Origin of the sequence: Nocardia puris (assembly GCF_003315035.1) — a bacterium.
Taxonomy (GTDB): domain Bacteria; phylum Actinomycetota; class Actinomycetes; order Mycobacteriales; family Mycobacteriaceae; genus Nocardia; species Nocardia puris.
Window position 1 is genome coordinate 215,046 of the sequence record NZ_QNRE01000006.1, and the last position, 23,276, is coordinate 238,321.

The following is a 23,276-nucleotide window of genomic DNA, read 5'->3' on the forward strand; positions in this document are numbered from 1 at the left end:
CGGCGTACTGCCTCACGCCACAGCTCATCGGAGCGCCCGTTCGCGCGGTCGGCCCCCATCGTCGCCACACGCGCAGCGTCGCGGCGCCCTCCGCGGTGTACCGACGGTGCACCCATGGCAAACTACCTGCGATCTCGAATCCGAGGGAACCGACCGGACCGCCCGTGCGTCTGAACCTGATGAGAGCGGGTTCGAACGACACGGGGCCCGGTAGCGCAAGCGAGGTGGGCACGTGGCAGAGGAACTGAAGGTCGAACCGGACCGGTTGGATACGTTCGCGACCAAACTGAAGGAGCTGGCGAGCGACCACACCCAGGCGACCCCCTACGCCCAGAAGTGGCTGAACGTGGACGATGCGGGCGGCGTGTTCCTCACCGGCGTCGCCGACACGCTGCGTGACATCCTGAGCGACCTGGAGTCCAACTTCAAGACTCTCGCGTCGGTCACCGAGAGCTCGGCCGCGGAACTCGTCAAGGCCGCACAGATGTATCGCACCACCGACGCCGCGCGGGCGGCCGCACTCGACAAGACCTACGTCGAGGAGGGCGAATGACCGTCAACCCGCCGATCTCCGCCCTGACCGAGCCCCAGCCGAGCGATCCGATCCCGGATCTGGTCGAGCTGGTCATCAACGGCAATATCGTCTCGCCCAGCTACTGGATCAACTACGTCCTGGTCAACACGATCGGCGTCGACCCGCTGAGCTACACGACCAACAAGATCGCCGGCGACTGGCAGGCCCTCCAGAAGGCAGGGACAGCGCTGGACAACATGGCCGAATACCTGCGCGACTACGCCCGCACGATCTCGACCGAGAACACCACGGTGCACAACACGTGGAAAGGCAACGCCGCCGACGCCGCCGACGACTATTTCGATGAGCTGACCAAGGCGCTGAACACCCAGGCGGGCGCTCTGCGCGATATCAGCATGACGGTCGAGGAGTATTCCCTCGCGTCCTACTACATGGCGCAATACATCTGCGGTAAGACCCAAGACATCTACGACCTCGCGATCATTCTCGCGATCAAACAGGCGGCGGCCTGGGCGATGGCGAGCACGGGTGTCGGTGCCGTCGGTTCGGTGTTCACCACCGCCTCGGCGGTCTACGAGGTCGCGCAGATCATCAAGACGTGGGGCGAAGTGCTCGGCCAGTTCACCACGTGGGTGTTCCGGGCGGAGGCGGCCATCGGCGTGATCCTCGGCGCCGTGGCGACCGTCAGTTCCACCGACATCCCCTCCCTCGGTGGGGAAACCTATGACCACCAGGGGGTTTCGTGAACGATCCCGAACCGATGCTGGACGTCGCCCGCGGTGACGCCGCCGTGTCCAGACAGGTCGGCGAGGCACTGCGGATCATCGCCCACCACTCGCGGGACGAGGACTTGAAGCGGCAGATCCGGGAGATCCTGGCGGGCAACGGAAGCGTCCGCGACCTGGCGCGCACCGACCCGTTCAACCGCATCCTCGACGGCGTCCTACCCACCGCGATGCAAGAACTCGCCGAACTGTCGGAGGACGAGCGCGAACGGCTGGCCGAAGAGGGTCGCGCCGAACTCGAGCGATACCGGGACACCACCGCACCACCGCCGGCGCCGGAGGCGGACCAGCCACCCGCCGAGCCCGCACCGCAGGATCCGGTGCTGCCCGGGACCCGCAAGCCGAATCGGGACCAGATCGTCACTCCCGACGTCCCCGACTCCGACGACGACTACTTCAGCGAGCGCCGGCAGCGTGGCTGGCTCCAGTAGGCGTGCCGCCGGCCGGCCCCGTGGCGGATCGAGGGCGGCGTTCCGGCGCAAAACCGAAGTGCGCCTGCGACTCACGCACGCCCCGGACCGCAATAACCCGCTCGACCAGCGCGGTATACCGCACTACACGCTGGTGGGATCGTTACCGCCGATCTGCCTTCCTCACGGCCGCCCCGCGATCGACCATTACGAAGCGACCATCCAATTCGAAGGCATCAGCCGGATCACGACGCAGACCCGTATCGAGGACTACCGTTCGCTCGCGCCGAACGGCATGGACTACCTCAGGAAGTCGAGCGAAGCCGACTCGGTGGTGCACGCGAACTGGGCGATCTGCCGCCGGTGCAAGCTCTGGATCAAGGCTCGCGAATTCGCCTTCCTCTTCTCGGTTTTCGCCGCGATGTGTCTCGTCATCGGCCTTTTCGCCGCGGCCCAAGCGGGCTTGCGCGACATCACCGTGTTTCTGGCGTTCGTCGTCAGCTTCGGCACACCGGTGATCCTGCTGGCCATCACCGGATTGTTGACCAGCATCCGTCCGGTCGGCACCGTGACCCGCAGTCCCGACCGCAGGCATCTCGTGGTGCAGGCGCATCCCCGGTTCGCGGAAAGACTCGCTGCGGCAACAGAATCCGACGGCGATGTGCGCTGAGACGAGCCGAGGCCCGATTACCTCGGGCTCGACGGTCGGCCAGCGCAGATCTGGTCACGACTTCACGGCAACGGCCGCAGCCCGATCATCATCCTCCCCGAAACAAACGCATACCGCCCCTCCCCCAACACCACGAGCTCACCATTGTCGAGTAGCGCATGCGGCTCGTCGACAATGGCGTCGAACGGTGTGTCCCAAAGACCGTCACCGCTCGACAGGTCGATAGCCCGCAATCCATCGTAGTCGGTGAGCAGCGCGATGCCGCCCTCCCCGGAACGCACAGCGGCCGGCTGTTCGGAGTCGGTCTGCCACAGACGTTGTCCGGTGCGCAGATCCAGCCCCGACAGGACTCGGTCGAACGGCTCGAAGACGAGAGCGATATCGCCGAGCACGGCGATCGCGGCTCCGCGCGCGCCGGGATCATCCTGAGCGTGGTAGACCAGGTCCGGACTGGTCCAGAGCACCGAACCGTCGCTCCGGTCGTACGCGGTGTCCCCGATGAGCACGGGGATCGATGAGTCCGCAGGTTCGTCGCGCAGGAGGCTGTGCGGGCCGGGCATATCTGCCACGAGGGTGCGCCCGGTGCGGTCGACGACGTCGACACCTGAGATGCCGTTACCCGAGCAGTCGGAGTGCGAGATCAAGACGAGCGCGTCGAATGTCGCTGCGGAACTGGAGCATCCACTCAGTTCGAGCGTCCAGGTCTCCCGGCCGGTCTCGAGTTCGAAGCCCGCCACGTCCACACCCATAGTGAACACACCCTGCCCGTGCTCGACGTCCAGCATGTCGCTCCCGAAGGCGTTCTCCCACGCCGTGCCCATCGCGAACGACCGTGTCCAGCGCGCGTCCGGATCGGCCAACGTCCCCGAATGCACACGCACATCATCGGATTCGACGTCACCTTCCCCGACGTAGATCCGGTCGCCGACGACCTCGAGCGCGAACACCATCCAGTCCACCGGGGTGCGGGTCACCGCCCCGCTGTCGACGTCGTAGCCCACCAGCGCGGGCTCCTCTGCCAAAGCCGATGTGTAGCAGACGATGTGATCGTCCACGGCGCTCGGCGCGCAGCCACCCAAGTCAGCGGCGGGCGCCTGCCAGCGCACCGCACCCGTCTCGGCGTCGAAGCCGTACATCCTCGGTTCGCGCAGATACATCTGCCCGTCCGGCACCGCGATCACCGACACCAACGTGTCACCCGCGGCGATGAATCCCCCACCGCCGGCATCGTATTCGGTGCCGCCCGCAGGATGGCGGAACTGCGCGTCGTCCGCGCCGTAGACCTGGGCCGGGTCGACCGACCACGCGAGACCCGGTGCGGCATCGTTGGTTCCGGTGATCTTGCGCGTCGTGTCCTCCGGCTGCATCAACACCGCGGCCGCACCCGCGGTGGTGAGGGCGGCGACCACGCCCGCGATCACCAGATTCCGCACCTCGGGAGCCCACCCCATCACGACACCTCCAGACCCGGAGCGGTCGCGATCGCTTCGAGTTGTTCCATCGCCACCGGCTCCACAGGCCCTTCGGCGTCGGAGGACACCCGGATCCGCGTGCCGGACGGGTGCGTCACGGTGACCGTTCGCCTGATATTCGATGTGGCGGTTCCTGATTCGCGCACGACACTCGACCGACTCTCCTCGGTCTCGAGTACCGATCCATCGGCCGACCGCCGCACGGTCTTTCGATCTTCCGGAGACGACGACGCCGAATCCGAAGGCAGCTCCTGCCCGGTAGCGACGGTGACGGTCAACCGCGACTGCTGTCCCTCCACACCGACCCGCACCGATTGACACAGACCACCGGAGAACACAGTTGGCCGCAGATCCCCCAAGGGATGGTCGAACACCAGTCCCGACACCGGGACTCGCGCCAGCGCCTCGTTCAAGCGCCGCGCCGCAGCCTCCTCGATCTCCGGCGCGTCGTCCACAGAAAGGGAACACTTCTCGGGCGCGTCCGGTGTACCGGGCGGCACCGGCGCACTCACCCGCAACTCGGGCAACGTCGCCAACGCGACCAACTCCTCGACCGTCAACGGGACGGTACCGGTCGGCTGCTCATCCCCCGGCCTGTCGTCGGCGTTCGCACCGACCACGCTCCCATCGGGCAGGTACACGACAGCGTGGCGCGACAGCGTGCGCACCCCGTCGACCTCCGACCAGGTGTCGTGTGTATCGACCACGGTCCCGTCCGCCAACGTGCGTCGCTCATCCAGCACCCCCGCAACACACGGCGGAATCGGCTCGGCGGACTGCCGGACAGTCACCCACAGCGACCCCGCGTTCTCGCCGCGCCACACCGTGGCACGCGCATCGGTGAAATCACCGAACGAAGTCCCTTCGGGACCGGCGACAATCGGCCCGAACAACAGCGAATCCTCGAGGGGTCCGAATCCGACCACCACCCCATCGGGCAACGCCTCCCGCAGGGCGGTCGACATCGCCATGGCCTTCCGCGCCGAGAACCACGGGAACTCCGGATTGTCATAGCCGAACGCATCGACCGACATCCACCCGAACGCCTGATCGTCCCCAGGCGGATCGACGGTCTCGCACCCGGGAATCTCCGTCGGATAAACCACCGGAGGGGTGCGATACGTGTGCTCCGGCTCCGGTTGCGGCGCAATGGTGGTGGTTGTGGGCGGCGCAGTCGTCAACTCCGGCTCCGGATCGTGCAAGAACCCACCGACGATCACCCCACCCGCCACGATGGAAACGCACACCAATCCGGTGGTCCACGCATCGATCCTCTTCGACCGACCGGACCCGCCGTCACCCACCATCACGCCTCCTTCCGGCCCGACCATTAGACCAGGTGGGAGGTGAATCGAAGCTCAGGTGAGGATAGCGCCCTCAACAGTCAAGGAGGGGCCGCATCATGCGGGTCCGCGCCCCCACGTGAGCGACAGCCGCACAATGCGACGATTCGAGTCGCTCCCGAGCGACAGCCCACATACCGTGCGTCGAAGGAACCCTCCGCCGCGGGACGTCTCGCCGATGCAGACCCGTCGAGAACACGACCCCGCAAAGAAACAATTCGGTGCGAATTTCACCCTGCAACCACAGGATACCCCACAACCCACCGCGCACTCCCCTTCGAAACTATCTGCACTCCAATAATTTTCGCCCCACGAATCCACCTCACGCGTCTCCGACCGGGAAGTTCCCATATCGCAATTCAGAGATCTCCAAAGAGACTGCAAGACAAGCGAATACAATCAGCTCCCAGCGCACGAAACGTGCTGTACCTTCACCGCATGCCAACCGATCCCACTACCCCAGAAGGCGAGTACTTCCGTCAAGTCTTCGGCCGCCCCGAGAATGCCGCCGCCTATCTGCGCGACGTCCTCCCACCCACCCTCGCCGAACGCATCGATTGGGACTGCTTCGAGCGAGTACCGCTCCCCGGCGAGCCCACCGAACAGGACATGGGAACAGCGATCGACCAACTCGGATTCCGAACGAAATTGGCAATCATGACAACAGCCCGACGCATTCGCACCGAAGGCGAAACAATCGGCCGCGCCGAAACCCTCATCGAACTCCTCACCACCAAATTCGGCCCCCTCCCCGATCCCGCCCTCAACACGATCCGCTACGCCACCCTGGACCAACTCCGCGAGTGGACCACCCGATTCCCCACCGCCACCACCCTCGACGACCTGCTCGGATAGACCGCGAAGCCGCCAACTGGTCACACCTGGCGCGCCCGATCGGATCGAGCCCCAGCCGACCGTGCTTCGCACGAATTCACCCGTCACCGAATCCGAAACGCGAGACGCCCGAGCCCCCTCGGGCTTCTCGCCCAACCTTCACCACTACCGGGCGTACATCTCCGCGAGTCCGACGAGCATCACATCCGAATCCTGATCGGCCCGTTGCCGAAGAGCGTCACTGAATCCCGCACCGCTGAAACAGGCGAGGCGGCAGTTCGAGGTGTCCACTCCGCTCCCGGCCAACAGTTCGCGCGCGCGGGCCAATCGATCCACGTGGCCGACGCCCATGGTCACACCCCACTTCGCCTCTCCGAGCATCGCCACAGCGGCGCTGCGCCCGCCGTCCCCCGGTATCTTGACCGCGACATCGACCTGAATCTGCTTTCGCGCGGCCGGATCCGGGACGATCCCGCAACCCACCTCACCGAACACAGCCTCGGCGCCGAGCAGTTCGACACCGTCACCGAGCATGAACTCCCGGCACATCGCCTCGAAGTGCGGTCCCGCGACCTGCGCGGCGAACCGTTCTTTCGACCGGGCCCACACCTGCCGAGCCTGCCCACTCTCGAGCCGCGCCCACGCGGGACGCATCACCGCCTCGTAGAAGTTGATCAACGGTTCGGTGATCCGGTAGACCGACTTCCCGGCCCGGAACACGTCCTGTTCACGCACCAGCAGATGGCAGTCCTCCAGGACCGTCAGCGGGTGCGAGATATCCACAGCCTTCCGGCCGATATAGCCGGCGATCCCGCCCCGGGTGTTGTTGCCTTGGGCGACCGCGGCCAGCACCGAGTGGTACAGCGCGGTATCGCGGATCTCGGCCTCTTCGGCCAGCAGGTAGCGTGCCTCACGAAACAGCGGACTGAGCGGGGACAACACCGTGCGCGACACCCACGAATCGAAGTCGTCCAGCGACGCGGGAACATCGTCGGCCAGGAACTGCCGCCGGTACGCGGGAGTTCCGCCCAGCACGGCGTGCAGTTGGACCGCCAACGGCGGGTCGGCCGCCACACCCCAGAACTGCGCGGCGTCGCGATACCCGAACGGACTGACCACCATCTCCAGCTGAGCCCGGCCACGCAAGGGCGCATTGCTGGCCAGCAAGCCACCCATTACGGACAGTGCGGAACCACAGAGCAACACCCGAATCCCACTCGGCTCCACCTGGTACCGGTCGATCTCCCTTTGCATCAACGAGGGGAGTTCCGGAACCGCCTTCACCAGATACGGAAATTCGTCGATCACCACCAATAGCGGCTCGTCCGCGCGATCGCGACCCAGACCGAACAGATAAGCGATCGCGTGATCCCAGTTGTCGAACGAGATCGGCACCTCGGAGCCGGCGAACGCGGCAACCGCAGCCCCGAACTGCCGTAGCGACTCCCCTCCGGTCGCCGTCGTGGCCCCGAAGTAGAACCCACCCAACCGCTCGACCAACGCCCGTAACAGATACGTCTTCCCCATCCGCCGCCGCCCACTGACGATCCCCAACTGCGCCGTCCGGGCCGGGCGCGACGCGAATGACACCAAGCCGTCCCACTCCACCACCCGGTCGAACAGGCGATCAGGCTTCCGCATGGCCATTGCTCCAAGGTTTTAGGAGTACAGTCCTAAGGAGTGTACTCCTTGCATCCGATCGGATAGGGCCCATGGCGAACGTGTCAGGTCCCAACGTGCGCACCGCGTCCCGCGAAGCGCCGCATCGCCCCCCTCCGGCGAGCTATGGTCGAGTCCGTGACGACCGGGGAGGAGTTTCCGGAGGCCGGGGGAGTCGATCAATGGGCTGCCTACCTACCGGGGCAGGAGCTGATTCCGGCCTACCTCTCATCGCGGTTCGCGGCGCAGTACCGGGCGATCGTCGACGTGATACTGGAAGCACAGGACACGAGCCTCACCGGCATGTCGCACGATGAGGTGTCGACCCAGCTGCAGGCATGGGTGCGCGCCCGCACCGGCTCCCCGGAAACCGCCGACCGGCTCGTGCACGAGGACGTGTTCGCGCTCGACGCGCGTCTGGACCGACTTGTGCAGTGGGGGGTCCTGACGCGATGGCAAGAACCGGCACGCACCGGCGAAGACTTCCTGCGCAGGCGCGACCGGTTCCAGCTGACACCCACCGCCGCACGGCCTCATCGTCCACCTCGGGCCAGCGGCCCCACCGCGTTATGGCCATGGAGGTCGACCGCACCGTTGGACCCGGTTCCGTTTCACCGGTCGAATCGCCGCCTGACGCCCTCCTACCTCGACCGCCGATTCCGAGTCCGCCGCATCATCGCTTCGCTGGCGACGACTCCAGCGAACCCCGTTCGCCCAGCTTTGTCGAATCTCTTGCCGAGCCCAGCGGCTCGACTCGCGCGTCCAACGTGAAGAACAGCCCTCCGACTCGACGGCTCCCGATACGCCCCACGAAATGAGTGTGGGCATGACCGTCGGCGCGCCAGCCCGCTCGAATCAACCAGGGACCGACTACGCCAGCGCGAGCCGGTGTCTCATCGTGCTGAGCCAGAAGTCGAGTCTGTTTCGGAAGACCCGAATCCGGATGAACCCGACGACGATCCCGTACTGATCGGTCCCGACGGCACCTCGGCGCCGTCGGACCCTGGCCTGTGGATACGGACCGTGACCGGTGCCGCGCCGGCGGGTTCGATGGTGACCACACGCGAGCCCGGTGCCGAAGTCACTGTCCCGCCGTCGATTTCGACTTCGCATCCCTCTGGGTAATGCAGGTCGGAGACGTAGATCTCGGTGGGGGCAGTGGCGGGGTGGGGAGTGTAGCGGTAGGCGAAGTCGCCGTTGGTGGAGTCGAAGATCATGCCGTCCGGGGTGCCCGCGGTCGCACGCGGGTAGGTGCGCACGAGTTCGGTGCCGATCGCGCCGGTGAAGGGGTCCGGACCACCGGCGGTCGAGGAGTAGTGCCAGTAGTGCCAGCCGATGAAGCGGGCGTCGGCGCGGGTGAGGGTGTTGTGGAGGACGGTGGGGTCGCCGTCGCCGAATTCGGTGACGAGGGTGGGGATGTCGGCGCGGTGGGTGAAGGAGTCGATATTGGACCAGGTCTTGTCTTGCTGGGGGCCGCAGAGGGCGCGCAGCGCTTCGGGGAGGCCGAGGTAGATGGCGAGTTGGCTGGGAATGCAGTAGTCGTGGGGCGCGAAGACGATGTCCGGGGAAGTGATGGGCGGGTTCTTGCCGAGATTGGTCGGCATGGTCTCGTTCCAGGTGACGTTGGGTTCCCAGAACACCGGGATCGTGGGGTTGTGGGCGCGGACCGCGTCGGTGAGTTTCTGCATCGCGCCTTGGTATTTCGCATCGAAGCGCGGGCAACCGTCGGGGAAGCAGGTGAGGAACGCCGATCCCGGCCACGGCTCGTTCATGAGTTCGATGCCGAGGACGCCGGCGCGGCCGTTCATCGTCGCGGCCAACGCGCCGAGGGCGTCTCCGAGATGGTCGAGGACGCCATTGTCGTTGTTCCACACCTCATCCCAGCCGCGGTTCATGCTGGGCATGAGGTAGTAGAGCGGGAAGCCCGGGTTGGGTTCGGCCGCGCCGGGGCGTGAGCGCAGGGACCATTCAGGAAATCCGTTGCCGCCCCAGATCTTCGACAGGCCGTCCTGATGGTTGTCGAGCAGGGTGTAGATGCCCTCTGCGGCAAGGACATCCACCACCGACGCTATTCGGTTCAGGTAGGCGGTGTCGATGACGCCTCGCTCGGGCATCAATCCGTCGAAGCTGACGCCGAGCCGGACCGTGTTGAAACCGTGGCGGGCCAGGAGCTTCGCGTCCTCGGCGGTGAGCGTGAAGCCGTCGCCCGGCTCGACGTACGGGGCGTCCTTGTCGACGTTGTTCACGCCGTGCAGGAGCACCACTCGGTTGTGGCCGTCCACGAGGTACCTACCCTCAGCGCGGATGGGTGCTAGCGAATTCGGCTCCGCACCAACAGGTATCGCGAGAGAAGCGGCCGCCAAGGCAGCCGACGCGACTATCACGGCGGCGCGAGTCCGCCACTTCATCATCCTTACGACCATCCGCCAACCTCACTTCCCAGCCGACCCGCAGTTAAATGGTCAGCCGTCCAGTTCGCTGGAATGGTAGCGAGGCATGGTGCACCGCGGGCGGTTTCGCCTGTAGCCCACTAGAACATTGTCCCCCTGCCGCGAAACGCGCCTGAGCAGACAACTCCCGGACAACCCTAACGGCCACCTCCCCACGAAGCCTCGTTCCGTAGTCAAGCACACCGAGGCCCCTTCCATCTCGACATGAAATCCCCTCCCCTACCTTGTGATTCACCGATGACGACGTGGCAGACTATGCGGCGCTGAACAACTGAATGGAGCACAATGAAGTACATCGTCACCCTCGCTTCCGCCGCGATCGCCGCCTTCGGCTTCGCCCTCGCTACCCCGCAGGAGGCCGCCGCGGCGCCGTCGGAATGCCACGCTTCCTACACCCCGTGCCTGCCCATCGTCAGCGACGTGGACTGCGAAGGGGGCAGCGGGAACGGACCGGTCTACACCGGTCGCGTCCAGGTGATCGGACCGGATGAGTACGGTCTCGATCGCGACGGCGACGGCATCGGCTGCGAGTGAAGGAGCGGGGTGCTCGGGTTCCGGGCACCCCACCCGCATCTGGTTGTAGCGAGGGCTCGGACCCACGCGATATTCCCGGTGAACGCCCGGTTCGTGATGAAGGAGGCCGCGATGGGCGCGCGGCATGTAGTGGCTGGCACCGCCTGCCTGGCGGTCCTCTTGGGGTGCGCGCTCGATACGGAGTCGCGAGTGGAGCAGTCTCCGACCTCGCGGACGCCCGCCTCGGCTACGACAGCTCGAATGCCTGCCTCCCCCACACTCCCCGCGGTCACCGAACCGCCGTCGCTCACGACGGCTCTGCCTCCGGCCCAACCTCCGCCCGCGCCCGCCACACCTCCTCCTGCGCCCGCCGCACCAGCACCCGCACCCGCACCGAGTTGCCACCCCTCGTACATCCCCTGCCTCCCCATCGTCAGCGACGTCGACTGCGCGGGTGGCAGCGGGAACGGACCGGTCTATACCGGCCGGGTCCAGGTCATCGGGCCCGACGAATACGAACTCGACCGTGATCGCGACGGCATCGGGTGCGAGTGAACTCTCGGACATCTCCCGCCTTGAGACGGGAGTTGTTGTCGGACCGCGCCGCTACGGTGCGCACAACACTCCGACGACACTGCCCGCCACTTTCGGGCAAATACTGGAAAATGCTGGACTTTGCTGGAAGATCTGGATACGCTCGCGCCGTGACCGACACCGCCGAGCAACTGGAGGTGCGCATCGCCGAGCTGCGCACCGGGGTGCGGCGCGCGGTGGCGGCCGGGGATCGGGCGACCGCGCGGCAACTGCGCGCCGAACTGCGGCGGACCGAGGATGCGTGGGATGCGGCGGTGCTGGGGACCACCCAGGACCAGACCGCACCGGGTGCGGAGCCGGATATGGCCGCGCCGAGCACATCTCGGATCGCCGCGCCGGCGGAAGCGTCCGCGATGCCGATTCGCGAGCACGTGCACCGGGCGCTCACCTTGATCGGCGCGCCGGCTTCGCCGAAACTCGTTCTGGCCGTTCATGAGTCGTTCTTCTCGGGCGCGCTGGTGCCCGCCCGGCTGACCAGTCTGCGGCGCGACGAGGAACGGTCGTTCCGCGCGTCGCCGTTCACGCGGCCGTACTACATCTGCGCGGCGCTCACGGCCGATCACCTCGCCCCGGCCCGCGGGCTGATGGCGGTGAGCACGTGGCCGTTGGCGCAGCGGATGATCGGGCCGCTGAGCCCGCGCGTCGACCTGCTCACCGCCACCATCCGGCTCGCCGGGCACCTCGCGGACCGCCCGGACAGTGGCCCCGGGGCGCGGCGGGTGCTGTGGAAGCTCGCGGTTTCCGTTCCCGGCGTGCAGGGTTCGCCGGACACGATCGACCCCGTCGCGGTGATCGACGCCGCCGCAGGGGAACTCGCGGTGCACCGCGAGGAGGACGCGCGCCGGCGCGCCGAAGCGGCGCGGCGCGCGGATCACCAGCTCGACGACGCCGCCCGCTACTTCGGGATACGGCTCGGCGTGGCCCGTGGACGAAATGAGGTGGGATGAACACACTGTCGGCACGACTGGATGAGCTGCGCGGCGCGGCGCCGGCGTGCCGCCACAATGCCCGCACCATCGCGGCGTTGACGGCGAACCCGGGCTGCGCGCGGCGCGCGCTGCTGGACGCGGCGTCCGTCGACAAGGCCGCCATCGCCAGGGAACTCGGGTTCCCACCGCAGTTCGGCCAGTCGCAGTTCGCGATCACACGCGGCAACGCCTTCGAGGCGATGGTGAAGGACAACGGCTGCGCCGAACTGCTGGCGCTGCTGCGCGAGAAGCTGGGGCTCGCCATCCCGGAAGTCGCCTACCACGACTTGAACTCCGTCGGCGACAACGCGGGTAACGCCGTGCGCTACAAGCGCACCCGGCAGTTGCTCGCCCACGCGATCAGCTCCGGTGACGGCACCCTGTTCGACCATCCGATGCTGCGCCTCGAAATCGCCGGGGCCACCGCTTATCTGGAGCCCGATGTGGTCGCTCTGCAGATCGGCGGGCGCTTCCACGTGGTGGAGATCAAATCGTTCCCGGTGGTGGACGGGCAGGCCGATCCGGTGCAGGTGGCCGCCGCCGCACGCCAGTCGGCCGTCTACGTGATCGCGCTGCGCGAACTCATGACCGAGATCGGTGAGTCGCCGGATCTGGTGTCGCACAACGTGATTCTGGTGTGCACGAAGGACTTCACGAACCGGCCGACCGCCGAGCTGGTCGATCTGCGCAAGCAGATCGCGGTGGTGTCGCGTCAGCTGTCGCGGCTCACCTCGATCCACGAGCTGATCGAAACCCTTCCGGACGGAGCGTCTTTCGCGCCCGGCGAGCATCTCGCGAAGACCATCACCGGCATTCCCGCGCGCTACGCGCCGGAATGCATGTCGTCGTGCGAGCTGGCCTTCGCGTGCCGCGCCGCGTCACGGGAAGGCGGCACCGTGGACGCCCTCGGCCGCGGCGTGTGTGACGACCTCGGCGGGCTCGATGACATCGACACGGTGCTCGCTGTCGCCGAGGGCTCCCGCGACCTGGGACCCGAATTCGCCGACATCACCAGGATGTTGCGCGAGGCCGAACGGCTCCGCTCGGAGCTCTCCGCATGAGCGCGTTCGGCGACCGGCTCGCGTTCCGGGCGCGCATCGGGCGAGCGGGAACGGAGTGCCCGCGACGCAATGCCGGGGCAGCGCCATCCGAGGGTGCCGCATGAGCGTCCTGACCGCCCTGGCCCGCCTGCACGCCGTCCGCGACGGCCGCGCCCAGCGCATCGCCGAGGTGCGCCACGTCCACCTCTCGGACCATCCGCTCGTGCTGGTGCCCTTGAAGCTCGCCGGTGAGGCCGCCGCGCCGCTGGCCGTCATGGTGGGCACCGATCCCGCCGAGCCGACGCTGCTCACGGTCCCGCAACCACGAGACCGCGTGCTGCGTTTGCGTTTTCTCGCCGAGCTGGCCGACGTGGTCCTCCCCCACCTCGCGGCCTACGCCGAGAACACCGAGGAGTTGATCAGCAAGTCGGGCGAAACCTACGAGCGCTGCCTCGACGCGCCGCAGCTGTGGGTGCCGAACGCCGGCGGTGTGGGATTCCTGAAGTTGCTGGGGCGCTCGGTGCGCTTCCATCGCACCGAAGGGGAAAACGCTGTCCCCGAGTCGATTCCGTTGCTCGGCCGGTGGTTGACCTGGCTGTGCGACCGCGCCGAACACCCTGGTTCGAGCGCGCTACTGCCCATGACATCGGTGCTCGCGTCGCACTGGGCCACCGGCCAATCATCCCTGGAGGACGCCAATCTGGCAGCTCTGCTCGGATGGATCGCTCCCCCACCGGGAAGTACCGGCCCCGAAGCCGCCGCTCGGGCCGAGGACCCGCTGTCGGTGCCGCCAGCCGGCCCCGCCACCGATCCCGGCTTCGACAACGAGGAACTCGCTCCGCTCATCGCCGCCTACGACGAAGCGGATGACGTGACGAAGGCCGTGGCGGCGCGGCGCATCGAGCGTGCCCTGCGCGCACAGGTGGAGCCGACCTGGCAACTCCTGTGGCAAGGTCTCGCGCTGCTGCGCGAGCTCGAGCCGGGCGCCCGGGTCGCACGCCGGTGGAACGAGGATGTCGGTTCCTTCTCCTACTTCGCCCAGTCGATTCCCGAGGGCGTGCCGCAGGCGCGGCGAGATTCCGCGGTGTCGGCGGTGCGGAAACTCCTGGATCGGGAACGGGCGCTCGAAAAGTACGAAGCGGAAAGGGCTTTCGATGATCCCCGGGTGATGCTCGAACACCGTTTGGCCGGAACGGCTTTCGTCGGAACTGTCGTCGGCGTCGATCCGGAGCGGGTCGTGCGGAGCGAGAAGAACCGAGCGGTGCTGCGCCCCATTCTGCAGGTGCGGACCGGCGATCCGGTGGTTGCCGCCGAGGACGACGAATTCTGCAATGTCGCCAACCCGAGCCAGTCGGGGCGGGTTCTGACGGTCGAGGGCAGCGCACCCGACGTCGTGTCGATGGAACTGTCCGGTGGGATGGGCACGGGGAAAGTCGCGCGCGCCGGATCGATCCCCGAGCTCGGCGACACCGTATGCTTCGCCGGATTCAAGATCGGCGGTGGCGGGCCGCCCGCGAAACTTCCTGCCCGCGAGGAAACTCCGTGGACGCACGGCGGCCCACCACCGGAGTGGACGCCGGAATCCGAACCCCAGGAGGAACTGTGATGCGCACCGCCGACTCGGCTGTCGAAGGCATCCTCGCCGACCTCGCCGACACATCACACCGCGCCGTGGTGGTCGATTCACCACCGGGCGCGGGGAAGTCGACGCTCGTGGTGCGGGCCGCCAGGCAGCTCGCCGAATCCGGTGGGCAGCACATGATCGTGGCGCAGACCAACGAGCAGGTCGACGACCTCATCGACCGGCTCGCCACGGCCGATCCCGCCTTGCGCGTCGGAAGGCTCTCGCGCGCCGGGTATCCCACACCGGAGCGGATCGACCGCCCGAATGTGACGGTGGGACAGAAGATCGGCGACCTCGCCGAGAGCACGATCCTCATCGGCACCGCCGCCAAGTGGGCCACGATCGACGACGGGCGCTGGCCGCACGCCATCGTGGACGAGGCGTATCAGATGCGGTCGGATATGTTGCTGCGCATCGCGAATCGCTTCGACCACGGACTGTTCGTGGGTGATCCCGGTCAGCTCGATCCGTTCGCGACCGTCGAGGTGGATCGGTGGGCGGGGCTGGGTTGGGATCCAACGATGAGCGCGGTCAGCGTGATGTTGGCCAATAACGACGACATTCCCGTGCACAGTCTGCCCGTGTCCTGGCGACTCTCGGCCACGGCGGCTCCGGTGGTGTCGAAGGCGTTCTACCCCTTCAACGAGTTTCGCGCCGGGACCGGAATCCATGATCGCCGTATGGAATTCGCGGCGCGCGGGTTGCGCGGTCCGGTGGACGAGATACTGGACGAGGCGGCCGAACACGGGTGGGGCTGGTACGAATTGCCCGCCCGCCACACGCTGCGCACCGACAGCGAGGCCGTGCGGGCGATCGCGGAGATCACCTGCCGCCTGCTCGAACGCGGCGGCACCGCGCATTCCGAGCAGGGCTCACGGCCGGTGACCGCGGAACGCGTCGCCGTCGGCACCGCCCACCGCGATCAGGCCGAGGCGGTGCGCACCGCCTTGCGCGGCACCGTCGGGGAGACGGTCACCGTCGATACCGCGAATCGCTTGCAGGGCCGCGAATACGACGTCACCGTCGTCCTGCACCCGCTCTCCGGACGCCGCGACGCCAGCGCCTTCCACCTCGAAGCCGGCCGCCTCTGCGTGCTCGCGTCCCGCCACCGCCACGCCTGCATCCTCGTCGGCCGCGCCGGCATCCCCGAACTCCTCGACGCCCACCCCTCCGCCGAACCCGTCCACCTCGGCGTGCCGGTGAAGTTCCCCGACGGATGGGAAGCCAACCAAGCCATCCTCACCCACCTCGCCAACCACCGGGTGGCGGGGCGCTGACCGGACTGTACCAACCGGTACCCGGACATCGGACCAGGTCGCGGCGTCGCCCGCCTGTCCGGACGTGTATAGATGGCGGATTTATAGCTGATCGATATTTGTGGGGATTCGAGGGAACCGGATCGGGGGGCGGGGCGTCCAAGTACGCATGAAGCATTGGAGTATCAACCCGAATCGAAAACCCCGGCCAGCGGTGCAGTCCGAGAATCGGTCGCGGTGCAGGCCGGATCCGCGGTCGACGTCCCAGCCGCGCAACAGTCCTCGGCCGAAGGAGGATCTGTGAGGGGCGGGCTGATGGTGTGACCTTCCGATCGTCGGCACGGCGCGTCACGGCGTGAAGTGTTGACGGGCGGCGCGGTTCGCACCCGACCGCGCCGCCCCTGAGTTGGTCAGCACCAGTGATCCCGGATGCCGACGCCGCACGAGGACGAGCTGCCGCCGAAGATCCAGCCGGGGCAAGACCCGGCCGACCGCCATGGGTCCCGTGGGGACGAGCGGGACGCCCGCATGATTCGACCCGGCGGACGATGGGCCCGCGCGGGCGCGAATGGTCGCCCACGGGCGCCTCGATCTCCGGCGCCGCCGGTCGAGGGGAGGGCGCGTGCGATGCTCTGCCGGATCGCCCCTGTCCTGGATAGGACCGGCCGAGTATTGTCGGAACAGACCGGACCGGACCGGACGGGACCTGTTGCCGGGAGGGGTGCCGACCGGTATGTCGAGCTAGGAGCCGCCGCTATGCCCGCACCTCTGCGTGACAGCGCAGTGCCGAAGCACGAGCAACTGCGGTCCATTCTGCTGCAACGGATCACGCGGGAGTTGCAGCCGGGGGATCTGCTGACCAGTGAGCGGAATCTGATGCAGGACTACGGGGTCAGCCGGATCACGGTGCGCGAGGCCGTGGGTCAGCTGGTGAACGAGGGGCATCTGGTGCGGGTGCGCGGGAAGGGCACGTTCGTGGCGCACCGGCCGGTGCAGTCGCGGCTGCATCTGGCATCGTTCACGGTCGAGATGCGGGCGATGGGGCACGAGCCGACGACGGTGGTGCTGGTCGCGGAGGAGGACGAGGTCCCGGAGGTGACGGCGCGGGTGCTCGGCCTGGCCGAGGGCGCGAAGGCCTACCACGTGAAGCGACTCCGCCTGGCCGACGGCGTGCCCGTGAGCGTGGACGACGGCTGGTTCAACCCGGACCTGCTGCCCGGACTGCTACAGCACGACCTGAGCAAGTCGATCTACCAGATCTGCGCCGACCGCTACGGCAGGCCCATCGAACGCGCCGAGCAGACGGTGAACGCGCGCGCCGCCGACACCGGCATCGCGGCGTTGCTGGGCGCGAAAAAGGGTGCTCCCGTCCTGCATTTCGACCGTGTGTCGTTCAGCGGCGAGCGGCCGATGGAGCACACGGAGAGCTGGTACCGATCGGATCGATACCAGCTACAGATGGAGGTCGGACAGGAGAAGCTCGCGCGCGGGAACTGAGCCGCGAGTTGCGTCGGGGCGAATTGCCCTGCCGCGCAGGATTTTCGACTCACCTGGACCCCGCGTAACAGCCGAACTACCCTGTCCCCCAAGGAAACAGCTCTCCCCCGGCCTCGACCTCCGAGCCCACCACTTCGGTCGGCACAGTGTCCGGCTTCGAATCCATCACCACCACGGGGCAGATCACCGAATACCCGGTCTTCTCGATCTCGGCCGGGTCGAAACGGACCACCGGATCACCCGCCTCGATCTGCGCACCCTCGGCGGCCAGCAGCTCGAACCCCTCCCCCGCGAGCTTCACCGTGTCGATACCCAGGTGGACCAGCACACCGACGCCACCACCGAGGACGACGAAGGCATGCGGGTGGAGTTTGACGATCTTGCCCGCGATAGGTGAGACCACCTCGAGCGCACCCCGGCCGCGAGCGGGATCGATGGCCACACCCGCGCCGACGAGCTGCCCGGCGAACACCGGATCCGGCACGTCGGCGAGGGCGAGAACGCGGCCGGGCAGAGGCGCGAGCACCGACACCGTCATGCCCACACCTCGCCACGAAAAGCATTAGGGCACAAGGAATTCACAGCAGATCCTCGATGTCTTCGGCGAGGGTGTCGGCCTCGGGGCCGACGACCACCTGCACCACCGTGCCCGCCTTGAGCACACCGTGCGCGCCGGCCGCCTTGAGCGCGGCCTCGTCCACCTTGTCGCCGTCGCGCACCTCGGTGCGCAGCCGGGTGATGCACGCTTCGATCTCGACGATATTGCCCGCGCCGCCGAGACCGCTGACGATCGCTTCCGCTTTGGACATGTTTCTTCTCCCTGGTCAGCCGAGGTTGCCGTGCCAAGTATGCGAGCCGGGGATGTTGCCTGGGTCATATTCCGCTGTTGACATCCGGCTGCGACCTGGTCAAACTGACAACTGGTTATGACCGGACAGTACCCGTTGGTTCGCCGGTTCACAACAGTTCACCAGGATCCGCCGGAGCACCCCTGCCGGCGCCTCCGACACGCCGAAACTCGCCGGGAACCGGCGCACGAAGAGGGTCGATATGACTGCCGTAGACACCCCGAAATCCGAATCGACAGTGTTCGCCGGGCTCCAGCGCCTGGGCCGGAGCCTGATGCTGCCGATCGCCGTCCTCCCCGCGGCGGGCATCCTGCTGCGGCTCGGTCAAGACGACCTACTCGGCCGGTTCAGCGCCATGGAGACCGCCGCGTCGGTGATCTCCGCCGCGGGCCAAGCCGTATTCACTTGGCTCCCACTGATCTTCGCGGTCGGCATCGCCATCGGCTGGGCGAAGAAGGCCGACGGGTCGACCGCGCTGGCCGCCGTCGTCGGGTACATGGTGATCGACGGCGTCTTCGACGCGATGTCGCCGGTGGTCCTGGAAGGTAAGACCAATCCGGCGGGCGAACAGGCGATGATCGACTACGGCGTGCTCGCCGGCATCGTGATGGGCCTGCTCTCGGCCATGCTGTGGCAGCGGTTCTATCGCACGAAACTGCCCGAGTACCTGGGCTTCTTCAACGGCCGCAGACTGGTGCCGATCCTGACCGCGGTGACCGGCCTGGTCGTCGGCGTGGGCATGGCGTTCCTGTATCCGCTGTTCAATTCGGCGCTGAGCTGGGTCGGTGAGACCGTCGCGGAGAACTCCGTGGTGGGCGGCGGCGTGTACGGCGCGGCGAACCGGTTGCTGATCCCGACCGGTCTGCACCACATCCTGAACTCGACCGTGTGGTTCCTGATCGGCGACTACCAGACTGCCGACGGCGAGATCGTGCGCGGCGACCTGAACCGCTTCTTCGCGGGCGACCCCGACGCGGGCACCTTCATGACGGGCTTCTTCCCGATCATGATGTTCGCCCTGCCCGCGGCGGCGCTGGCGATCTGGCGGCACGCGCGGCCCTCGCAGAAGAAGGTCGTGGGCGGCATCATGATCTCCACGGCGCTCACCGCGTTCCTCACCGGCATCACCGAACCGCTGGAGTTCTCCTTCATGTTCGTCGCGTGGCCGCTGTTCGTGGTGCACGCGATCCTCACGGGCACCTCGCACGCGCTGGTCAACGCGCTCGGCATCCATGACGGCTTCACCTTCTCGGCCGGATTCATCGACTACGCACTGAATTTCGGCAAGGCGACCAACGCGTGGATGCTCATCCCGATCGGCCTGCTCTACGCGCTGATCTACTACGCGCTGTTCAGTTTCGTGATCAAGCGGTGGAACCTGCGCACGCCGGGCCGCGAGGAGGAGACCGACGCCGAGGAGAACGGCGCCGAAACCACCACGGTGGCAGCCGAATCCGGCGCGCAGGACGCACCCGCCACCGGCACCGAACCGGGCAAGTCCGCCGAACCGGGCGAGAAGCCCGATACCGACAAGAAAGGTCAGTGAGCATGGGTACACGCACGGTCGTCATCGGGTCCACGGTCGGGTTGCACGCCCGCCCCGCCGCGAAGTTCACCCAGGCCGCCGCGGCTGCCGCTGTCCCCGTGCGGATTTCGCTCGGGACGGGTGAGCCGGTGGACGCGAGCAGCATGCTCGCCGTGATGACGCTCGGCGCGGGACAGGGCGCGGAGGTCACCCTGCACGCCGACGGCGACGGCAGCGACGCGGTGCTCGACGCGCTCGCCGACCTGCTCGCCTCCGACCTCGACGCGGCCTGATGCCCGCCGACCAGGTCCTGCGCGGGCTCGGCGTCAGCCAGGGCGTGGTGTGCGCGCCCTGGCTGCGGTTCGGGTCCGCGGTCACCACCTCCCCCGACGACCCGGTCGGCGGCTCCGTCGCCGCGGAGAAGGAGCGGGTGCGCGCCGCGTTGGAGAGCGTGGCGACCGAACTCGACGCGCGCGCAACACGTGTCGAGGGTGTGGCCGCCGAGATCCTCGTGACCTCGGCGGCCCTTGCCCGCGATCCAGGTTTGGTCGCGGCCGCCGAACGTCACCTCGACGACGGCGTGCCCACGGCGCACGCGGTGCACCTGGCGGTCGAGGGATACAGCGAGAAGCTGGAGGCGATCGGCGGGTACATGGCCGAGCGGGCGACCGACCTCCGCGATATCGGAAACCGCGCTGTCGCAGAGCTTTTAGGCGTCCCCACGCCCGGTATTCCCGATCCGGGGTTTCCGTTCATCCTGGTCGCGCGCGATCTCGCGCCCGCCGATACCGCGATGCTCGGCGAGAGCGACGTGGTCGGCTTGCTGACCGAGGAAGGCGGGCCGACCAGCCACACGGCGATCCTCGCGAAGTCGCTGGGTCTGCCCGCCGTGGTGAACTGCCCCGGTACCGAGAAGCTGGTCGAGGGCGCGCCCCTGCTGTTGGACGGCGGCACGGGCGAGGTCGTCATCGATCCCGATCCCCGGCGACAGCGCGAAGCGGCGGAGCGGGCGGAGGCCGCTCAGGCGCGGCTGGCGGCGGCGCACGGTCCGGGGCGCACCGCCGACGGCACGCCGATTCGCTTGCTGGTCAATATCGGCACCACCGAGGACGCCGCGCGGGCGGCCGAGACCGACTCCGAGGGTGTCGGGTTGTTCCGGACCGAGTTCCTGTATCTCGGCAGGCGGACAGCGCCCTCCCTCGAGGAGCAGATCGACTCGTATACAAAGGTTTTCGAGAGCTTCGCCGGACGGCGCGTGGTGGTGCGGACGCTCGACGCCGGTTCGGACAAACCGCTGCCGTTCCTCGAGCTGCCCGCCGAGGAGAATCCGGCGCTCGGCGTGCGCGGGTTGCGCGTCGGCACGGTGCACCCCGACACGCTCGCCACCCAGCTGACCGCACTGGCGCGGGCCGGTGCGGCGACCGGTGCGGACCTGTGGGTGATGGCGCCGATGGTCGCCACCGCCGCCGAAGCCGCCGAATTCGCGGCGCTCGCCAGAGGGCACGGCCTCACGAAGGTGGGGGCGATGATCGAAATCCCTTCGGCCGCACTGCGTGCCGCGGATCTGCTGGCGCACCTGGACTTCGTCAGCATCGGCACCAACGACCTGAGTCAATACACCTGCGCGGCGGACCGCATGGCGGGCGGGCTCGCGCCCCTGCTCGACCCGTGGCAGCCCGCGCTGCTCGATCTGATCGAGATGGTCGGCGCGGCGGGCGCGGCGGCGGGCAAGCCCGTGGGCGTGTGCGGGGAGGCGGCGGCGGATCCGGCGTTGGCTCCCGTGCTCGTCGGGTTGGGCATGACAAGCCTGTCGATGGCGCCGCCCGCGCTCGCCGGTGTGCGAGTATCGTTGGCGGGCAACGATATCGAACGGTGCCGTGATGCGGCCGCCGCGGCGGCGGCGGCGGTCGGGCCGGATGCGGCGCGAGCGGCCGTGGCCGCCGTGCTGGGTACGGCATGAGCGCAGCGGCGATCCTGCTGCGCGGCAGGATAATCGGCGCCCCAGACGGTGAGATCGCCGACGGGGTGGTCGAGATCGAGGGCGAACGGATCACTCGCGTGCGGGATGCGCGCGACTACCCCGACGCCGGACCTGTTCCCGCGCCGACTGATTCGATCATCCTCCCGGGGCTCATCGACCTGCACTGTCACGGCGGTGCCGGGGCCGGCTTCCCGAATGCCGATGCGGCGGGGGCTCGTATCGCGGCCGCGCATCATCGCGCGCACGGCAGCACCGGTCTGTTGGGGAGCCTCGTCTCCGCACCGCCGGCGGATCTGTTGCGGCAGGCGTCCGTTCTGGCTGATCTGGTGGAGGACGGGGACCTGCTCGGCGTGCACTTGGAAGGGCCGTTCCTCAACAGCGTTCGCTGTGGTGCGCAAGACCCCGCGTCGATCATCCCCGGCGATCCCCGGCTGCTGGAGCGGATCTGCGACGCCGCGCGCGACACCGTGCGGTCGATGACGCTCGCACCGGAGACGCCGCGCTTCGGCGAACTGCTCACCGTGCTGCGGGAGCGCGGCATCCTGTCCAGCCTCGGGCACACCGATGCCGACGCCGCCACCACCTCCGCGCGCATCGCGGACGCCGCGGGCGGACGGCTCACCGCGACGCACCTGTTCAACGCCATGCCGCCGCTGCACCATCGGGCGCCGGGACCGGTCGCCGCGTGCCTCGCGGCGGCGGGGCGCGGGGACATGGTGGTCGAATTGATCGCCGACGGCGTGCATCTCGCGGCCGAGACGGTGCGGATGGTGTTCGACACCGTCGGGGCGGATCAGATCGCGCTGGTCAGCGATGCGATGGCGGCGGCGGGGATCAGCGATGGGGCGTACCGGCTCGGACCGCTGGACGTGACGGTGAGCCGGGGCGTCGCGCGGCTCACGACCGGTGACGGGAGCGAAGGCGCGATCGCGGGCGGTACCGCGAGTCTGCTGGATGTGGTGCGGTACACGGTGTTCGAGGCGGGTGTGGATCTCGGCGAGGCGGTCGTGTCCGCCACACGAACGCCGGCGCGGATGCTCGGCCTCGAGGGTGAGCGCGGGGCGCTCGCGCCGGGTTGTCGCGCCGATGTGGTCGTCACCGGTGCGGACCTGCGGCCGCGGAGGGTGCTGGTGGCGGGCGCGGACGTCGCGGGGTGGGTGCGATGAGCGGGGATCACCCCGACCTTGGGGGCCTGGCCCAGCACCTCGACGCTGACACACGGCGAGCAGTGAAGTCATGCCCCCGCCCGCAGAAGTTTCCGGAAACTGAAGG

The 23,276-nt window shown here is 68.0% G+C and carries 22 protein-coding genes; 16 read left to right on the forward strand and 6 right to left on the reverse strand.

From position 1 onward, the window contains the following. Window positions 1-232 precede the first annotated feature (232 nt). Genes DFR74_RS18125 through DFR74_RS18140 form a run of 4 tightly spaced genes read left to right on the forward strand, consistent with a single transcriptional unit; the run spans window position 233 to window position 2,400 of the window. Window positions 233-553, forward strand: a complete 321-nt coding sequence (locus DFR74_RS18125) for a type VII secretion target (protein WP_067511306.1) — start codon at window positions 233-235, stop codon at window positions 551-553. Beyond that, window positions 550-1,281 (forward strand): WXG100 family type VII secretion target, encoded by a 732-nt coding sequence (locus DFR74_RS18130; RefSeq protein WP_067511307.1) that lies wholly within the window; start codon window positions 550-552, stop codon window positions 1,279-1,281. Before DFR74_RS18125 ends, DFR74_RS18130 begins: the two co-directional genes overlap by 4 nt. Beyond that, window positions 1,278-1,751, forward strand: coding sequence for a hypothetical protein (locus tag DFR74_RS18135; protein ID WP_067511308.1), 474 nt, complete (start codon window positions 1,278-1,280; stop codon window positions 1,749-1,751). Before DFR74_RS18130 ends, DFR74_RS18135 begins: the two co-directional genes overlap by 4 nt. Before the next feature lie 58 nt (window positions 1,752-1,809). Continuing rightward, the gene (locus DFR74_RS18140) at window positions 1,810-2,400 is read left to right on the forward strand and encodes a hypothetical protein (RefSeq protein WP_067511309.1); all 591 of its coding nucleotides are present in this window, start codon (window positions 1,810-1,812) and stop codon (window positions 2,398-2,400) included. 62 nt (window positions 2,401-2,462) lie between these two features. Here the strand turns inward: DFR74_RS18140 and DFR74_RS18145 are convergent, their stop codons facing one another. After that, on the reverse strand, window positions 2,463-3,851 hold the full coding sequence (locus tag DFR74_RS18145) for an outer membrane protein assembly factor BamB family protein (RefSeq protein ID WP_067511363.1): 1,389 nt from the start codon (window positions 3,849-3,851) through the stop codon (window positions 2,463-2,465). Next, window positions 3,851-4,906 carry a hypothetical protein gene (locus DFR74_RS18150; RefSeq protein WP_228791592.1) on the reverse strand — a complete coding sequence of 352 codons (1,056 nt, stop codon included), beginning with the start codon at window positions 4,904-4,906 and terminating at the stop codon, window positions 3,851-3,853. Before DFR74_RS18150 ends, DFR74_RS18145 begins: the two co-directional genes overlap by 1 nt. A 747-nt stretch (window positions 4,907-5,653) precedes the next feature. Between DFR74_RS18150 and DFR74_RS18155 the strand changes: the two genes are divergently transcribed. Further along, on the forward strand, window positions 5,654-6,070 hold the full coding sequence (locus DFR74_RS18155; protein WP_084537913.1) for a hypothetical protein: 417 nt from the start codon (window positions 5,654-5,656) through the stop codon (window positions 6,068-6,070). A gap of 144 nt (window positions 6,071-6,214) precedes the next feature. Here the strand turns inward: DFR74_RS18155 and DFR74_RS18160 are convergent, their stop codons facing one another. After that, a complete protein-coding gene (locus DFR74_RS18160; protein ID WP_067511366.1) occupies window positions 6,215-7,690 on the reverse strand; it encodes an AAA family ATPase in 1,476 nt (491 codons plus the stop codon). A 156-nt stretch (window positions 7,691-7,846) separates the two neighbouring features. Here DFR74_RS18160 and DFR74_RS18165 point away from each other — a divergent pair, with 156 nt between their 5' ends. Continuing rightward, the gene (locus DFR74_RS18165; protein WP_113975182.1) at window positions 7,847-8,479 is read left to right on the forward strand and encodes a DUF2397 family protein; all 633 of its coding nucleotides are present in this window, start codon (window positions 7,847-7,849) and stop codon (window positions 8,477-8,479) included. A gap of 122 nt (window positions 8,480-8,601) precedes the next feature. Here DFR74_RS18165 and DFR74_RS18170 read toward each other — a convergent pair whose 3' ends face one another. Then, window positions 8,602-10,131, reverse strand: a complete 1,530-nt coding sequence (locus DFR74_RS18170) for an endoglycoceramidase I (RefSeq protein ID WP_438944315.1) — start codon at window positions 10,129-10,131, stop codon at window positions 8,602-8,604. A 312-nt stretch (window positions 10,132-10,443) separates the two neighbouring features. On the opposite strand from DFR74_RS18170, the gene DFR74_RS18175 reads away from it, so the two are divergent. From DFR74_RS18175 to DFR74_RS18205, 6 genes are all read left to right on the forward strand, one after another. Beyond that, window positions 10,444-10,692, forward strand: coding sequence for an excalibur calcium-binding domain-containing protein (locus DFR74_RS18175; RefSeq protein ID WP_067511311.1), 249 nt, complete (start codon window positions 10,444-10,446; stop codon window positions 10,690-10,692). Between the two features lie 683 nt (window positions 10,693-11,375). Further along, window positions 11,376-12,212: a hypothetical protein gene (locus DFR74_RS18185; RefSeq protein ID WP_067511312.1), complete on the forward strand. Its 837-nt coding sequence runs from the start codon at window positions 11,376-11,378 to the stop codon at window positions 12,210-12,212. After that, a complete protein-coding gene (locus tag DFR74_RS18190) occupies window positions 12,209-13,294 on the forward strand; it encodes a hypothetical protein (protein WP_067511313.1) in 1,086 nt (361 codons plus the stop codon). Before DFR74_RS18185 ends, DFR74_RS18190 begins: the two co-directional genes overlap by 4 nt. Window positions 13,295-13,394: 100 nt before the next feature. Further along, on the forward strand, window positions 13,395-14,879 hold the full coding sequence (locus tag DFR74_RS18195) for a hypothetical protein (protein ID WP_067511314.1): 1,485 nt from the start codon (window positions 13,395-13,397) through the stop codon (window positions 14,877-14,879). Beyond that, window positions 14,879-16,174: an AAA domain-containing protein gene (locus DFR74_RS18200; RefSeq protein WP_067511315.1), complete on the forward strand. Its 1,296-nt coding sequence runs from the start codon at window positions 14,879-14,881 to the stop codon at window positions 16,172-16,174. The genes DFR74_RS18195 and DFR74_RS18200 overlap by 1 nt, the downstream gene beginning before the upstream one ends. Before the next feature lie 735 nt (window positions 16,175-16,909). After that, window positions 16,910-17,650 (forward strand): GntR family transcriptional regulator, encoded by a 741-nt coding sequence (locus DFR74_RS18205; protein ID WP_067511316.1) that lies wholly within the window; start codon window positions 16,910-16,912, stop codon window positions 17,648-17,650. A gap of 76 nt (window positions 17,651-17,726) precedes the next feature. On the opposite strand, the gene DFR74_RS18210 is transcribed toward DFR74_RS18205, so the two are convergent. Together DFR74_RS18210 and DFR74_RS18215 are read right to left on the reverse strand one after the other, a co-directional pair. Then, a complete protein-coding gene (locus DFR74_RS18210; protein WP_067511317.1) occupies window positions 17,727-18,188 on the reverse strand; it encodes a PTS sugar transporter subunit IIA in 462 nt (153 codons plus the stop codon). 40 nt (window positions 18,189-18,228) lie between these two features. After that, window positions 18,229-18,459: a glucose PTS transporter subunit EIIB gene (locus DFR74_RS18215; protein WP_067511318.1), complete on the reverse strand. Its 231-nt coding sequence runs from the start codon at window positions 18,457-18,459 to the stop codon at window positions 18,229-18,231. Window positions 18,460-18,700: 241 nt separating this feature from the next. Between DFR74_RS18215 and DFR74_RS18220 the strand changes: the two genes are divergently transcribed. The 4 genes from DFR74_RS18220 to DFR74_RS18235 are packed head-to-tail and all read left to right on the forward strand — an operon-like array spanning window position 18,701 to window position 23,170. After that, entirely contained in the window at window positions 18,701-20,044 is a 1,344-nt protein-coding gene (locus tag DFR74_RS18220; protein WP_084537914.1) for a PTS transporter subunit EIIC, read from the forward strand. A 2-nt stretch (window positions 20,045-20,046) separates the two neighbouring features. After that, complete coding sequence (locus tag DFR74_RS18225) at window positions 20,047-20,316, forward strand: HPr family phosphocarrier protein (protein WP_067511319.1); 270 nt, start codon at window positions 20,047-20,049, stop codon at window positions 20,314-20,316. Further along, window positions 20,316-21,983 carry a phosphoenolpyruvate--protein phosphotransferase gene (gene ptsP, locus DFR74_RS18230; protein ID WP_067511320.1) on the forward strand — a complete coding sequence of 556 codons (1,668 nt, stop codon included), beginning with the start codon at window positions 20,316-20,318 and terminating at the stop codon, window positions 21,981-21,983. Before DFR74_RS18225 ends, ptsP begins: the two co-directional genes overlap by 1 nt. Then, complete coding sequence (locus tag DFR74_RS18235; RefSeq protein WP_228791594.1) at window positions 21,980-23,170, forward strand: N-acetylglucosamine-6-phosphate deacetylase; 1,191 nt, start codon at window positions 21,980-21,982, stop codon at window positions 23,168-23,170. The genes ptsP and DFR74_RS18235 overlap by 4 nt, the downstream gene beginning before the upstream one ends. Window positions 23,171-23,276 lie beyond the last annotated feature (106 nt).